This window comes from Microbacterium sp. ZW T5_56 (assembly GCF_044987425.1).
GTDB lineage: Bacteria > Actinomycetota > Actinomycetes > Actinomycetales > Microbacteriaceae > Microbacterium.
This window is the reverse complement of sequence record NZ_JBJDRI010000061.1, coordinates 1-14,717: the sequence shown is the minus strand read 5'-3', so window position 1 is coordinate 14,717 and position 14,717 is coordinate 1. Positions and strand designations below refer to the sequence as shown.

Genomic DNA, 14,717 nt, shown 5'->3' with positions numbered 1-14,717 from the left:
CAACGGCAGACTTGAGCACCTCCGCGGCTCCGCGCTCGGCTTCCGCAACCTCACCAACTACATCACCCGATCGCTGCTCGAAACCGGAGGATTCAGACCCCACCTACACCCTCAAACGCGATGAACCAATAAAGAGCGGAATCTGGAACAACAGGTAGCCGACGTAATTGCTCGATATCTCATCGCTTTCACCACGCTGAGGCCAGATTTCCACTCCCCTGCCGGAACCTCCGCCGACTACTGACCCTGCTATTCGCGCACTATCAGATCAGTGATGAAGGGCGGAGGGGCAGGTTAATTCAATGGTCCTGAGTTGCATCATCATCCTGGGGTGGCATATCGACGTTCGCGGCCGGCGTGGCACGCTTCGCCGCGTAAGCTTTCCGCATAACGGGAACAAAGCCGAATACACACATTCCAGCGAAAACCGCGGCAACCAAGAAGAACTGCGGCGCCCCGTGCGTAATTCCCCAGATCGTCAGAAACAGCGCACTCCCACCGCTCACCACGACATTCACGGTTGACCCAATGCGGCCGTACGGGCTAAAGAAGGCAAGAGACGAAGGTGCCATCCTGTCAGTTTACAGGAGCCTGACGGCTGTCGGTGCCCATCACTTCGAAGCGGTTCAATCCAAGGCCAGAAGCCAACATACGATTCAGCCCCGTAAGCTAATGGGCCACCCAATGAGGATACACAAGAGAAACACCAGCGTGCATAGCCAACCAAGTACTGCCACGAAGGAAACGTAGCGCAAGTGACGCTTCAGCCATCCAGTCTTTCGCATCACCCGTCGCAACATGCCCCCCGGCGAGATGGAGAACGACAGCAAGAAGGCAGCCCGTCGCTGTCGACGCATTGGTCGTGGCGAAATTGGCGAGTCAAACGTGTCGCGGTGATGCTCGCGCTTCCCGTCGGTCGGTCGGCTATCGCGTACCCGACTGCCTCCGCACCGCCGCCACGCTCCTTCCCACAGCGTAGGGCCGCCGCGGGACGCACCAGGCGAAGCCCTAGGGTGGGAGCGTGAGTGACGCACCCGATCTTGGACTCCTGCTCGACGTAGACGGGCCCATCGCCTCGCCCGTGAGTCGCACCATCGCCATCCCCACGATCATCGACGACCTCATCGCGCTGACCGCGGCCGGCGTTCCCATCGCCTTCGTCACCGGGCGCTCTGACGCCTTCATCGACGAGCAGGTGGTGACGCCACTGATGGCGCACGGGTTGGCCGATGCGCTGCGTGCGCCCGGTGCCCGCATGTTCGGCGTGTTCGAGAAGGGCGCGGTGTGGGCACCGATTGATGCGAACGGGCTCGGCGAGATCACCGTCGACGAGTCGGTCGCCTTCCACCCCGACGACATCGCCGCCATCCGCGCGCTCGCCGAGGGAACGTACGGAGACACGATGTTCTTCGACGAGACGAAGCGCGCGATGATCTCCGTGGAGCAGCGCACCGACGTCGACTCCCCCACCTACTACGCCGCGCAGTCCGCGTTCCAGGACGACGCCTACGCGCTGCTGACCGGACGCGGGCTGGGGCTGCGGTACGGCGATCGAGAGCAGCCCGACGCCGCGGGCACCGTGCCGTTCCGCGTGGATCCCACCGTGATCTCCACCGACATCGAATCGGTGCTGCTGGACAAGGACCGGGGCGCCGTCCGTGCCCTGGAGCACTTCGTCGCGCGCGGACCGCTGCCGCGTACGTGGCGATCGGTGGGCGATTCGCGCTCCGACTACAAGATGGCCGATCAGCTGCACGCCGACGGATTCGATGTCGCCCACGTCGACGTGCGCCCCTCGGACGGTGTGCTGGACAAGCCCTATCGGGTGATCGTGGAGGGCGACCTCATCCACGATGAGGCAGGGGCGGCCTTCCTCCGCTATTGGCGCACTCAGTTCGGTCTCTGAGAGATGAGCGCCCGCCGCTTCGACGTGTCGACGATCGACGCGCGGTGGGCGCGCGTCTACTTCGGCGTGCAGGCGCTGGCGGGCGCGCTGTGGTGGATCACTGTGTTCACGATTCCGCCGATCCGCACGGCGACGCTCGGTGATCTCGACGCCGCGCTCATCGCCGTCGTGGACATCCCGCTGTTCGTCGGCGGATCGCTGCTCGCGGCGTTCGGTCCGCGCTGGAGCGCCCGGATCATTGCGCCGTGGACCGTGCTGATCACGGCGGGCATGGCCCTGTATGCCACCGTCACCACGCAGGCGGGATGGGGCGCTCTGCTCATGGTGGCCGCCAGTGTGGGATCCGTGGCCGCTGGGGTCGTGCTGCTGCTGAACCGCGTGCCCGCCGAGTGGATCTTCCAGGGTCCCTTCCGCATCCGTCCGGCACGCGGCACGGGTGCGCGACATCATCTCCTCAACACGGCGGCGCAGATCATGGTGTTCTGGGCCGTGCTGCTGTGGCTGGTGCCGCTGGGGATCCGATTCATCGAGGAGCGCTGGCAGCTGGCGATCCCTGTTCCCGGCTGGGTGCACGTCGTCGGCGTGATCCTGTTCGTCGCCGCGGCTCCGATCGGGCTGTGGTCCGCCGCGGTGATGGCGTCGCTCGGCGAGGGAACACCGCTGCCTGCGGCGGCCGCTCGCGACCTGGTGATCGTCGGGCCCTACCGCGTGGTCCGCAATCCCATGGCGGTGGCGGGGATCGGTCAGGGCGTGGCGTCCGGGCTCATCCTCGGATCCTGGCTCGTGGTGCTCTACGCGCTGGCCGGAGCGCTGATCTGGAATTGGCTGGTGCGCCCAGGCGAGGAGGCCGACCTGGAACAACGTTTCGGTGAGCCCTTCCGCCGCTACCGCGACAGCGTGAACTGCTGGTTCCCGCGGCTCCGCCTTCGGCGCGGCTGAGTCAGAGCAGGGTCCAGCGGACCGGGAGGTCGACGCTCTCCCCGGGGGCGAGGGTCGCCAGTCGGCTCACCAGCTCGAGTTCCAGCAGCGCCGCAGTGGCACGGAAGCCGTCCAGCTCGGCGATCGGCTGCGGCTGCGGCGTCTGCACCCACAGCTGTGCCGGGCTGTCGTCGGGATGAGGTCCACGGGCGACGGCGCTCGAAAGTCGGAGGCCCACGCCCGAGGCACGGCGATACTCGATCCACCCGTCGTAGTCCGGGAACCCGAGCTTGCCGACCGCGTCCGTCAGCTGCACCTCGGTGACGCCGTCCCGGATCGCGACGGGCAGATCGCCCACCAACCGGTGCAGCACGTGGGGCGACGCCGCGCGAGACGTCCGCACGAGCACTGACCCGGAACGGAGGTCCTCGGCCTCGATCGGCAACTGCACCACCTCCCACGCCGCCCAGGTGCGCGAGACCTCACCGACGTTGGTGAGCGTGGTTCGCACGGTCATTCCGTCGGCCGTCACGGCGATGTCCCGGCGCATCCGCACGCCCGTGGCGGGATCGTCGGCGCTCACCAGACCGACGGAGTCGAGATCGAGGTCGTGGACCGAGAAGACTCCGCCATCGAAGGTCGGATCCGGTGGGCCGGGCCAGAGATCCGGTGAGTCCCACCCCTGCGGGGCGACCCAGGACTTGTCTCCGCCCCAGTTCAGCCACTCGCCGAACCCGATGGTTCCCCGTCGGACCGCCTCGCGGGGCTGCAGGTCGGCATCGAGCAGATCCGTGTTCCGCCACAGCACTTCGTCGCCAGCCCGCGTGAAGGAAAGCACCCGACCACCCAGATCCGGAGCAACGACCGCCACGAGATCCCCACGACGCAGGGTCAGCAGCTGCGTCACGCGGACTTCGCACGCGGGTCGTACGTGAACAGGAGCACGTCGGGCAGGCTCGTGGCGAAGTAGTCGGTGCTGCCATCCTCATGCTTGGCCACCGGTGCCGTGGCCGACGGGCGGTCCTCGCCGAGGTTCACCGGCGGATCCGCAAGCCCGAATCCGAGAGCAGCCCGCGCCTCGTCCCACGCGGCGAGCGTTCGGCCCTCGCCGCCCTCCCAGGGCTGGAACTCATGACGCTCCAGCAGCTCCAGCGCCTGGGCAGCTTCGCCGGCAGCCGTGAGCAGGCGGGCGTATTCGACGGTCAGGTCGTCACGCGTCTCCACCACGTCGACCCGGGACCGCAGTCGATCGAGCCGCTCCTCGACGGAATGACCGAGGCGGGCAGCGAGTTGGTCCCACTCGAACAGCAGACGTGCGTCGCGAGGGTCGGCCTCCACCGCACGGACGTAGTGCGCCCACGCTCCCGCGGCGTCGTGATCGACCTCGAACAGTGCCAGAGCGAGATTGCGGTGCAGACGCGGGGCGTCACTCCGATCTGCCGCGTCCCGCCACAGCGTCACCGCCTCGTTCCGGCGCTGCGCGTCATAGAGCAGCATTCCGAGCAGCTCGCCCGCGACCACATCGGACGGATCGACCGCGAGCGCGCGGGTCAGCGCGTCGTGCGCCTCGAGACCCGCGGGGAAGCACCAGCGCGAATCGGTGTCGCGAGCCAGCTGTCGTGCCGCGACGGCACCCGCGACATCTCCGAGGTCGTCGAGCACCGCGGCCAGGACGTACCGGGCGATCGGCGCCGGGTTTCCCGCGCTCGTGGGTTCCACAAGCGCCGCAGCCTCCAGCAGGCGAACCGCGTCCTCGGTGAGTCCCAGGTCGCGAAGCTCCAGCCCGAGGTCCAGCCGCAGGCCGGCGTCATCCGGCACCGCGCCCTCGGCCAGGAACGACAGCAGCACGTCACCGCGCTCGACCCGCAGCGCATCGGCGAGGACGACGTCAGCCCGTTCCACGTCGCCGAGCCCCCGCAGAGCGACCACGCGGATCACGGTCAGCGCCACATCCTCCGGACGCGCTGCGGCGAGCGCGTTCGCGTCGGCCAGCGCACCGCGCAGGTCCCCGCGGCGCAGTGCGATCCGCGCGGCGCGCACCCCGGCTGCAGCTGCCCAGGAGCCATCCCAGCCGGCACGAGCGAACCAGTCCAGCGCGGCATCGTCGTCGCGGAGTCGTTCGCAGATCAGCCCCATCAGGTAGTAGGGCTCGGTGTCGCGCAGCCGCTCGTTGCGGGCGGTGAGACGAGTGATGGCTCGCGCGGCGTGATCGCGCGCTTCGGCATACGACCCGCGCCGCAACAGCGTCTCCGCGAGCGCGAGATTCGTGCGGGCATCCCCCGGGTCACGCCGCAGCGCCTCGTCCCAGTACGTCTCCGGGCGACGTGTGGGGTGGCGATACTGCTGCAGGTGCAGCCCCGTGAGGTACAGCTCGTCGACGCTGACGATGTCCTCTGCCGATGCCGGCGCGGTGGCGACCCACGGTTCGACCAGAGGATCCGTTGCGGGGCGCCACTCAGCGATGATCTCGCCCGCATCGTCCTGCGCGAGGACCCGCACATCCGATCCCGACGCCGCGACGCGCAGCACCTCACCGGGCACCAGGTCGCGGTGCTCCTCGGCGACGATCGCACCGGCATCGAGCAGCCGCAACACCACGGACGTCGGCGCGGTCACCGCACATGCGACGGCGACACCGTCGTCGGACGCCTCCACATGCAGCGCCCCCCGCGGCGTCGCCGCGTGCGCGGGGCCCAGCGCCGGGATCGGGTACCAGAACTGCGAGAAGCGCTTGATCTCCCCCGGCATGAGCCAGGCGAAGTCCGGCTGATTGTCGGTGAACACACCGGCCATCAGCTCCACATAAGGACCGCCGTCGTCGCTGAGATGCCGATCCCAGGCGTGCCCGAACGGCGAGTTCCCCCACGTCCACTGCTTCTTGCCCGGGGAGATCCGACGATCCGCCCAGTGCACGATGCCCGCCGCGGCGGCGTGATCGTAGCCGCCGAAGAACGACTCGGCTGTGTCGACCACCATGTACGACGTCGGCGCGGGGATGTTGCGGTACCAGTCGATGCGATCACCGCCGGAGCACTCGCGCCCCCGCGCCGGGTAGTCGACGCCGTAGTACGGCCGATCCGCGGCGGGGAAGGCGGTGATCGCGCGCCGCGCGTGGTCGGCCACGTAGTGCACGTCCTGCGGGAAGAAGGACTGATAGTCGTCGTGCACGCGCACCGCAGCGTTCGCCCACCACAGGAAGGTCTGCTTCAGGGCCGTGCGATTGTGCAGGTTCACGGCGATCTCGATCGCCGTGCTGTCGCGCTGTAGCCGAATCCCATGCGCCTCGGCCATCCGCGTGAAAGGGTCGTGATCGGAGCACCACACGGTGCGCGACCCGTCGTCGCCCTCCTCGATCGACCACTGCATGGGAAGGAACGTGGCGGGGCGGTGATGCTGCGGCCAGTTGAACTCGATGCCGCCGCTGATCCACGGGCCGGCCAGCCCCACCAGCGCCGGCTTGATGACGTCGTTGCGATAGAGGAAGTCGTACCCGGTGGTCTTGTCGAATCCGGTGGCGATGCGACCACCCAGTTCCGGCAGGACCGTGACGTGCAGGTAGGCGTTCTCCAGGTGCACCACGCGCCACGCACGATCGACGCTGTCACGGGCCACCCCCTCAATGAACGGCAGCGGATAGACGCGCCCGGAGGAGCCCTGATAGACCCGCTGGTCGAGGAACATCGGCAGCTGCGAGGGGGTGTCGGGCAGGTAGGTGGGCAGCACCACCTCGTCCTCCCAGGCGATCACCTCGCCGCGCTCGAGCAACGCGCGCAGGTGCGTGGGCGGCTCGGTGCGGTAGGGGTCGATGCGGATCTCAGGTTGCATGCTCATACGCTAGGAGCGCCGCCCCACCCGGCTGAATGGCCGAACCGCTGATCGACCTGGATCTTTCACCGATGTCGTGGAGCGATGTGCCCTGCAATTTCGGCCGTTCGTGACCAAAGCCTGGACGATCATCGTTCGATCGCATCCAGAATCAGGACGTCGGCGTCCGGAGCCCACGAGAACGCCACGGGCACTCCGCGAACCGCGGCTTCCTCGGCGGTGATCTGCAACTCCGTCGCATGGCCGAAGCCGTCCTGCACCGCATACCGGGTGTGGGGACACAGCCCCGCCGGGAATACGCGAGCCGCATCGCGATCCCGGACACGATCGCGGTCGCGATCGAACACGAACAACACGCTCCGAGTTCCGGCCGTGTACTCCACGGTGTAGAGCCCGCGGTGTGGGGTGCCATGCGTGCGGACGTCACCATCGAGAATCACGTCACGGATCCCGCGATAGGCCTCGACCCTGCGTCGGCACTCCTCCAGATCCGCGTCGGACGTGCGCGACAGATCCAGCCCGATGCCCAGGACACCGCACATCGCCACCGCGAAGCGGTAGCCGAGCGACGCCGCCTCACGATCACGGTGGCCGTCGTCCTCCGCCACCCACGAGCTCATCGTCCACGACGGGTACGCGCTGAGGAAGCCGTGCTGGATCACGAGTCGATCGCGCGGACCCACCTGATCGCTGGTCCACACCACGTCCGAACGCTGCAGCACCGCGTTGTCGATGCGAGCCCCACCCGATGCGCACGCCTCGACGATGAGGTCGGGGAACTCCGCGCGCAGCATGTCCATCACGCGGTAGTAGTTGCGCGTGTGCTGCACGCTCCACTGCCGCCCGTGCGGATCGCCGGGTCGCCCGCCGTCGGTCACGGGCCGGTTCATGTCCCACTTCAGATAGCCGATCGGCGCCGACGACAGCAGGTCACGCAGCGTCGCCATCACCCACAGCACGACCTCCTCGCGTCCGAGATCGAGCACGTACTGGTTGCGGATCGTCAGCAGCGGACGCCCCTCGGCGCGATAGACCCAGTCGGGATGGGCGCGGAAGAGATCGGAGTCGGGATTCACGCACTCGGGCTCCACCCACAGCCCGAACCTCATGCCGAGCGCCTCGACACCGTCCGCCAGCTCGCCGAGGCCATGGGGAAACTTCGCGGGATCGGGCTGCCAGCCCCCGAGCCCCGCGCGATCAGACGTGCGCCCGCGGAACCATCCGTCATCCAGCACGAACGTCTCCACACCGATCGCCGCGGCCCGTCGGGCCAGTTCAAGCTGCTGCGCGATGTCGACGTCGAAGGTGGTGGCCATCCACGAGTTGTAGACGATCGGCTGGGTGCGGCGGCCGCGCTCGCGCGCCAGTCCCTGCTGGAACTCGTGCCACCGGGAGGGCAGCTCGATCGCCGACGCCGCGTGCACGCCCAGGCTGTCCGGGGTGCGGAACTCCTCACCGGGCAGCAGCGTGACGGTCGTGACGTCATCATCGACGCCGACCGACACCCGAGCGTGCGAGCCCACGGCGGCGGACTCCCCCTGCAGCCGCCACGATCCGCTCCAGTCCAGGGCCACACCGTACACGTCGGTTCCGGATCGCGCTGCGACGTCGTCCTCGTCCGGAAGCGCGCTCACGCGCACCACGGGACTGAAGCTCATCCCCGTCACGCCCTGCCTGCTGCCGATGCTGAACGTGCCCCAGTGCACCTGGGCGCTGCGCTCCTGGAACTCCCGCGCCCAGGAGCCGGCGAGATAGTCCACGCGCACGCGCTGACCCACGGGAGCGTTCCAGGCCGCGGAGAACGCGCGCGGGAGCGTCACCGTGTCGGAACCGTGGTTCGCGATGCGGGTCCAGCGACGGATCACGTCGTGCTCGCGGGAGCTGCGGTATCCCAGAACCAGCTCCAGTGTTCCAGTCTCATCCCGGAACGCCAGCTCGAGCTCGTCGCCGCTCGAATCCGAACGCCACCGCGGCTCACCGTGCAGCATCCACCGCGCGCCGGTGCGCGAGTTCCCTCGATCGATGAGAAGTTCACTGAAGGCGGTGTGCCGTTGGCCGTCGCTCGCGTATTCGAGGGGCTGGGCATCGGCGTCCGCCGCATAGCCGACGAAGCGGTCCGGCTCCGCCCACGGTGCCGGATCCTCGCCCACCGCGAGCGCGGGACCCCAGTAGTCGGACACCGCACCCGACGCATCGGCGGTGAGGCTCAGGGCGTACGACGTGCGGCGAGTGTGCAGGTGCCACTGCGACATGGTGCTCCTTGAATGAGTCACTTGCCCGTGCCGAGCGTGAGGCCCGACACGAACTGCTTCTGGAAGATGAAGAAGACGATCGCGGTGGGAAGCGCGGCGATCATCGCGCCGGCGGCCACCACGTTCCACTGGCTGACGAAGCCGCCCTGGATGTTCAGCAGCTCCGCCGTGATCGGGAACTTGGACTCGGTGCGCAGCACGGTGAGAGCCCAGATCAGGTCGTTCCACACCCACGTGGTGGCCAGCGCTCCGAGCGCCGCCAACGACGGACGGGTGAGCGGCAGGACGAGCTGAAGGTACACCCGCAGCTCCCCCGCGCCGTCGACGCGCGCAGCCTCGAAGATCTCCGTGGGGATCGAGCGCATGAATCCGTAGAGCACGAACGTGTAGAACCCGATGCCGAACGCCACCTGCACCACGATCAGCGCGAAGAGGGTGTCGGCGATGCCCAGAGTCTCGGTGATGCGAGCGACCGGAATCAGCAGGATCTGTGCGGGCAGCAGGTTGCCGGCCAGCATGATCAGCAGAATCGTGCGCCGCAGCGGAATCTCGTAGCGACTCAGCGCGAACGCGGCCCACGAGGACAGCAGCAGCGAGAGCAGCACCGTGAACAGCGTGACCACCACGCTGTTCCAGAGCGCGTTTCCCGCAAGCCCCTGCGTGAAGACCGTGACGAAACCGTCCAACGAGAAGGACTGCGGGAGGCCGCCGAGACCGTTGGCGGTGATGTCGGAGAAGGAGCGGAAGGCGACGAAGACCACGAAGATCAGCGGCGCGACCCACAGCAGCGAGACGGGGGCCATCACCGCGTGGAACGCCCAGGCGTGGCGGCGACGCGGACGGGTGTCCGCAGCCTGATGGAGCGTGGCGGTTTGCGTGCTCATCTCAGTCCTCCGATCGTGCAGCGCTGGCCAGGTAGCCGATGATGAAGACGATCGCGAGCAGGAAGATGATCACGGCGATCGCCGATCCGTACCCGAGATCAACCGTGGAGAAGGCGGTCTGGTACATGTACGTCGACAGCAGCTGGGTGGAGTTGTACGGGCCGCCGCGCGTCATGGTCCAGACGATGTCGAACGTGCGGAGCGAGTCGATCACCGTGACGGCGAACACCACGGAGTTGACGCCCCTCATCTGCGGCATCACGATGCGCCAGAACCGCTGCCAGCGATTCGCACCGTCCACCTGCGCCGCCTCCTCCAGCGTCGGGTCCACGCCCTTGAGGCCGGCCAGGTACAGCACCATGATGTAGCCGCACTGTCGCCAGACCGCGGCGATCAGCACGGCGGTGAGGGCGGTGTTGGGGTCGGCCAGCCACTGCCGGGCGACGGTACCCAGCCCGATGGCATCGAGCGCCGAGTTCACCGCGCCGTCGGGCTGATACAGCAGTCGCCAGAACAAACCCGTGACGGCGAGGGAGAACACCATGGGCAGGTAGATCGCGCTGCGATAGAAGCCCACGCCCCGGCGCGGACGGTTCAACGCGAGAGCGAGGAGCAGGCCGATCACCACCGAGGCGCCGCCGAACCCGATGACCCAGTAGATGTTGTTCAGCAGCGCCTGGATGAAGACCGGATCCGTGGTGAGGTTCTCGAAGTTGCGAAACCCCACCCACTCGGGCGCGCCCGCCCCGTTCCACTTCGTGAGGGAGATGTAGAAGCTGTTGATCGCCGGCCAGAACACCAGGGCCAGCTCCACCACCAGCGGGATGAGGAGGAAGGCCCAGATGATCGGTGGGACACGGCGGACCGCGCTGCGCCGCCGGCGACCGGCCACGATCGTCGCGGTCGCCGTGCCCACCGGGCGGCTCACGAGTTCCACACCTTCTCTGCGGCTGTCTGCCACTCCTTGAGGATGCTGTCCACATCGCCCGGCTTGGCGAGGAACTTCGTCAGCGCGGTATCGGCGGTGGTCTGCAGGGCGTCGGAGGAGTCGCGGTTGAAGAACTGCGTGATCTCCTCGGTCTCGTTCAGCAGCTTCAGACCCTTCTGCACCAGCGGGCTGAACTGCGACGCGTCGACATCGGGCGAGGTCGGCAGGTTCGATGAGCCGGCCTTCTCGATGAACTCCTGCTGAGCTTTCGGGCTCGCAAGGTAGGACAGCATCGCGAGGGTGCCCTTCGGATCCTTCGTCTTCGCGCTGGCGAAGTAGCCGTCGGTCGGGGCTTCCTCGGCGGTCGGAACCGACGGGTCGATCACCGGCACGCTGAAGAAGTCGAGGTTGTCGGGGTTGTCGGTGATGTTCTGGCTGATGAACGCACCCGTGAGGTACATCGCGTCCTTGCCCTGCACCAGCGGCGTGGCCGCGTCCTGCCAGGCGTAGGAGGTCATGTTGGGGTCGAAGTACGGCACCAGCTGGGCGTAGTACGACATCACCTTGCGAACTTCGGCGCTGTCGAACGAGTGCTTTCCGGCCAGCAGCTCACGGTGGAAGGTCGCGCCGTTGACGCGCAGGTTGAGGATGTCGAACCATCCCGACGCCATCCACGGCGTCGTGCCGATGCCGTTGGCGAGGGGGTTGATGCCCATCCCCTTGAGCTTGTCGCACATCGCGATGAACTCGTCCCAGGTCTTCGGCTCCGAGACACCCCACTTCGCGAAGTTGTCCTTGAGGTAGAACACGCCCCACCAGTAGTAGGAGGTGGGCAGGAAGATCTGCTTGCCGCTGTCGTCGGTGGACAGCGCCTTCAGAGCGGGCGAGAAGTTCGCGGCAGCCCCGCTGCCGGTCCACATCTCCGACAGATCCAGAAGGTATCCCTTGCTGGCGTAGTCGCGGGCGACCGAGCCCGCGTACCAGGTGAGGACGTCGGGCGGGTTGTTGGAGGAGAGGTAGGTGGACAGCTGCGCGCGGAACTGCTCGATCGCCACCGTGTTCAGGGTGACCTTGCCGCCCGTGTAGGCGTCCATGACCGCGGTGAGGGCCGCCTTCGGTGCCGGATCCGACAGCGATGACTGGAGGGTGAGGGTGCCGCTCGCGGCGCCGCCGCTGCCGCTCGCGCCCGGAGAGCCTCCGGTGACGCAGCCGGAGAGAGCGAATGCTCCTCCCAGCGCGAGCGCACCCGCAAGGAAGGTTCGACGTGTGACCTGCAGTTCTGGTGCCATGGTGTCCTCCTCGACGACCGATGGATGAGGCGCGTGCGCCTAGGGGGTGGGATGCTCCGTGAACATCCGGTTGCATTCGATCTGGAGCGCGACATCGGCCCACATCGGATGATGCGGAGCCGCATTGGAGCACACGATGGTGCCCCAGGCTCCGACGCGAGCGGACTCTCGTACCGCTCGTCGGCAGAACTCGCTGCCCACCGGCCCCTCCTCGAAAGTGCCGTGCAGCGGGGTGTAGCCGATCCACCCCTCCCCGAATGCCAGCGGGATCCCGCGGGCGCGCGACGCATCGGCCGCCACGTCCAACCAGATCCGCAGCACGCGGTCCATCTCCGTCCGATGCACCTGGTAGCGCTCGTAGAGGAAACGGTCGAACGCGTCGGCGTCCACCCAGTCATGCAGGAAGATCTCCGGCTTGCCGACGATGGTCGCCTCCGACTTCCACGCCTGATCCGGAGGGAGCACCCAGCTCTCCGCGTCAGGGGCGTCGGCGCGGAGGATCCCCGCGGCTTCCACCGCCGCTCGCGGGAAGTCGGCGAGCGAGCCGCGCAGGTCGAACGCCTGCGTCACCTCGTCGAGCACGCCGTAGATGTAGGGGTGCACCACGAGCACGTCGATGTTGTGCGGAATCGCGCGCATCGATGCCACGGGGACATGCGCGTAGTTCACTGTCACCGGCTGGTCAGGCTGCAGTTCGTGGAAGCGCGCGAGTCCGCGGGTGAGGCGCGACTCCAGCTCGACGACGGTGCGGGCGTCGTCCACCAGCCAACTGGTGAGGCCGTCGCTCAGATGGCCGATCTGGACCTCGTTGTGCAGTTCGGTGAACGCGATGCGATCGTCCAGCCCATGCTCGGCGAGGAAGTCGATGAGCATCGCGAAGGACTCCGCCAGACGCTCGGCGCGATCCTCCGGGTCCACGGCGCGCAGGGCGTCCCACCATGCCGAATCCACGGCGAACGAGGAGGACTGCTGGTACTCCCACGACGACAGGATCACGAAGAGCCCGTGCCGCTGGCAGACCTCGAACAGCTCCCGCAGGTGCGCTCGGCCGTCGATGACGGTGGGCGCTCCGACGTCGTACCAGCGCACGTTCTGCGCGTAGTCGCCGCCCAGCCGGTCCAGCTCCACCGCGGTGGTGTCGAGCCCCGAACCGAACAGAAGGAAGGGCATCGCGCAGATTCGGATCGTGTTGTAACCGCGCTCGACCGCCTCGGCTGCCGCCCGGTCCAGGCTCTCAAAGGGCTCGCCCGCGCCCGTGCGGACGTACCAGGAGAAGTCCCAGAGGGTGATGGTGAGGCGGTCAGGAAGGCCCTCATGCGGCGGAACGGGAACGTAGCGACCTGTCCGATCGGCTGATGCCGTCATCTCTCCTGTGAGCATGACGCCACGATATCCATGGTCACGATGGGTGCGGAATGCTGGTTTCTCCGGCATACCTGGATGATTCTCCGATGAGTGCTATCGTCGGCGCATGCTCCGTCGCGATGGGTTCCCCGGTCAGCGTCTGCGCGTTCTGCCCGTACCGCTCGCCGCCGAGGCGCGCGCCCGACCCGTAACCCAGCGCCTGCTGGTCACTGACGCCGGATACTTCCCCCGCGCGGCGGCGCACGGGAGGATCCGCGCGGCGGGAGCCGCGGAGGCGATCGTCATCGTGTGCACGCACGGCGGCGGCTGGGTGGTGCAGGACGGCCGACGCCTCCCCGTCGGTCCGGGCGATGCGGTAGTGCTGCCACCCGACCGCGCGCACTCCTATCTCGCCGACGAAGAGGATCCCTGGACCATCTGGTGGCTGCATGCCACCGGGTCGGATGTGGCGGAACTCGTGGCGCAGATCCGCGGGGCCGAAGACGATCCCGTCGTACACCTGCACGATGTGTTCACCGCCGTCACCCTCATCGAGCAGGTCGTCACGCTGCTGGAGGCGGATGAGACCACGGGAACGCTGCTGCGCGCCGCCGGAGCTGGTTGGCACCTGCTGGCCGTCCTCGCGGCGGATCGACTGCGTCGCGAACGCCACACGGCGGATCGCATCCACGTGGTCCAGGAGTACCTGCGCGATAATCTCGCTTCGGCTCTGCCGGTCTCGGAGCTGGCTCGACTCGCCGAGCTGAGCACGTCCCATTTCTCGGCGTTGTTCAAGGCATCGACCGGCTACAGCGTCGTCGACTACCTCAAGCGGCTGCGCAGCGCACGCGCCCGCGAGCTGCTGGTGACCACGGATCTTCCGGTGACGGAGATCGCGGCGCAGGTGGGCTATCCGGACGCGTTCTACTTCTCGCGGCAGTTCCGCGCGATCAACGGCTCCTCACCCACGCAGTTCCGCGCGGCATCGCGGCAGCACGTGCCCTGAGCGTGAGGCTGGGCGCTGGCGAGAAACCCCGTGACGCCGGGCTTCTCGGCCTCGCATAGGTTTCTTGCGTGGTGTGGGGTCGATACGATCGACGGGTGACCAGCTCCGCAGACATCCCCGAGGTCGAAATCGACGGCGACATGATTCGCCTCGGCCAGTTCCTGAAGTTCGCGGACCTCATCGAGTCCGGCGGCGAGGGCAAGGAGGCCATCGCTGAGGGTCTCGTGGCCGTCAACGGCGAGATCGAGGTGCGCCGCGGCCGCCAGCTCCACGACGGCGACATCGTCGACCTCGACGACCGCACCGTCCGCGTCCGCCTCCTCGGCTGACGCCACGCCCGGCCCCCTCGGCTGGCGCCACCAGCG

General features: G+C 67.7%; 12 protein-coding genes. 4 read left to right on the top strand and 8 right to left on the bottom strand.

What is annotated here, in order from left to right:
- Positions 1-299 precede the first annotated feature (299 nt).
- Complete coding sequence (locus ACI3KU_RS18660; protein WP_404923839.1) at positions 300-572, bottom strand: hypothetical protein; 273 nt, start codon at positions 570-572, stop codon at positions 300-302.
- A 449-nt stretch (positions 573-1,021) separates the two neighbouring features.
- Here ACI3KU_RS18660 and ACI3KU_RS18655 point away from each other — a divergent pair, with 449 nt between their 5' ends.
- Positions 1,022-1,906, top strand: a complete 885-nt coding sequence (locus ACI3KU_RS18655; protein ID WP_404923838.1) for a hypothetical protein — start codon at positions 1,022-1,024, stop codon at positions 1,904-1,906.
- A gap of 3 nt (positions 1,907-1,909) precedes the next feature.
- Complete coding sequence (locus tag ACI3KU_RS18650) at positions 1,910-2,845, top strand: methyltransferase family protein (RefSeq protein WP_404923837.1); 936 nt, start codon at positions 1,910-1,912, stop codon at positions 2,843-2,845.
- A gap of 1 nt (position 2,846) precedes the next feature.
- Here the strand turns inward: ACI3KU_RS18650 and ACI3KU_RS18645 are convergent, their stop codons facing one another.
- From ACI3KU_RS18645 to ACI3KU_RS18615, 7 genes are all read right to left on the bottom strand, one after another.
- Positions 2,847-3,731 (bottom strand): DUF4380 domain-containing protein, encoded by an 885-nt coding sequence (locus ACI3KU_RS18645; protein WP_404923836.1) that lies wholly within the window; start codon positions 3,729-3,731, stop codon positions 2,847-2,849.
- A complete protein-coding gene (locus ACI3KU_RS18640; RefSeq protein WP_404923835.1) occupies positions 3,728-6,649 on the bottom strand; it encodes a DUF5107 domain-containing protein in 2,922 nt (973 codons plus the stop codon). Before ACI3KU_RS18640 ends, ACI3KU_RS18645 begins: the two co-directional genes overlap by 4 nt.
- A 128-nt stretch (positions 6,650-6,777) precedes the next feature.
- Positions 6,778-8,901 carry an alpha-galactosidase gene (locus ACI3KU_RS18635; protein WP_404923834.1) on the bottom strand — a complete coding sequence of 708 codons (2,124 nt, stop codon included), beginning with the start codon at positions 8,899-8,901 and terminating at the stop codon, positions 6,778-6,780.
- Positions 8,902-8,918: 17 nt separating this feature from the next.
- Positions 8,919-9,785, bottom strand: coding sequence for a carbohydrate ABC transporter permease (locus tag ACI3KU_RS18630; protein WP_404923833.1), 867 nt, complete (start codon positions 9,783-9,785; stop codon positions 8,919-8,921).
- A 1-nt stretch (position 9,786) separates the two neighbouring features.
- Complete coding sequence (locus tag ACI3KU_RS18625; RefSeq protein WP_404923832.1) at positions 9,787-10,713, bottom strand: carbohydrate ABC transporter permease; 927 nt, start codon at positions 10,711-10,713, stop codon at positions 9,787-9,789.
- Entirely contained in the window at positions 10,710-12,002 is a 1,293-nt protein-coding gene (locus tag ACI3KU_RS18620; RefSeq protein ID WP_404923831.1) for an ABC transporter substrate-binding protein, read from the bottom strand. The genes ACI3KU_RS18625 and ACI3KU_RS18620 overlap by 4 nt, the downstream gene beginning before the upstream one ends.
- A gap of 39 nt (positions 12,003-12,041) precedes the next feature.
- Positions 12,042-13,382 carry a cellulase-like family protein gene (locus ACI3KU_RS18615; protein ID WP_404923830.1) on the bottom strand — a complete coding sequence of 447 codons (1,341 nt, stop codon included), beginning with the start codon at positions 13,380-13,382 and terminating at the stop codon, positions 12,042-12,044.
- 91 nt (positions 13,383-13,473) lie between these two features.
- Between ACI3KU_RS18615 and ACI3KU_RS18610 the strand changes: the two genes are divergently transcribed.
- Both ACI3KU_RS18610 and ACI3KU_RS18605 read left to right on the top strand, forming a co-directional pair.
- A complete protein-coding gene (locus tag ACI3KU_RS18610) occupies positions 13,474-14,352 on the top strand; it encodes a helix-turn-helix domain-containing protein (RefSeq protein ID WP_404923829.1) in 879 nt (292 codons plus the stop codon).
- Between the two features lie 95 nt (positions 14,353-14,447).
- Positions 14,448-14,681 carry an RNA-binding S4 domain-containing protein gene (locus ACI3KU_RS18605; protein ID WP_404923828.1) on the top strand — a complete coding sequence of 78 codons (234 nt, stop codon included), beginning with the start codon at positions 14,448-14,450 and terminating at the stop codon, positions 14,679-14,681.
- The last annotated feature ends 36 nt before the right edge of the window (positions 14,682-14,717 follow it).